The organism is Pseudomonas sp. NPDC087346, assembly GCF_044744235.1.
GTDB lineage: Bacteria > Pseudomonadota > Gammaproteobacteria > Pseudomonadales > Pseudomonadaceae > Aquipseudomonas.
In genome coordinates, this window is sequence record NZ_JBIUXX010000145.1 from 1 (window position 1) to 451 (window position 451).

Here is a 451-nt window from a genome sequence, read left to right on the forward strand (position 1 = left end):
TGGAGCAAATCCGGGTTCACTACCTTGGTAAAAAAGGTGAATTGACTCAGGTGATGAAGACCCTGGGGAATTTGCCGGCAGAAGAGCGTCCGCAAGTCGGCGCCCTGATCAACGTTGCCAAGGAGCGTGTCACAGAAGTTCTCAATGCGCGCAAGGCACTGTTTGAAGAGGCCGAACTGGCCGCCAAACTGTCTGCAGAGTCGATTGACGTGACACTGCCGGGCCGAGGTCAGACCTCCGGTGGTCTGCATCCGGTTACCCGGACTCTGGAACGTATCGAACAGTTCTTCACTCATATCGGCTACGGCATTGCCGAAGGCCCTGAGGTCGAAGACGACTATCACAACTTCGAGGCGCTCAACATCCCAGGCCATCACCCGGCCGGTTCTTTTTAGGAATCCTTCTATTTTTATGTGAAGTTTTTGTTTGTGACCTATTATTCGGTTTTATT

The 451-nt window shown here is 52.3% G+C and carries 1 pseudogene; it reads left to right on the forward strand.

The features are described 5' to 3' along the window. A pseudogene (locus ACIOZM_RS31500) lies at window positions 1-451 on the forward strand (phenylalanine--tRNA ligase subunit alpha); the annotation flags it as partial.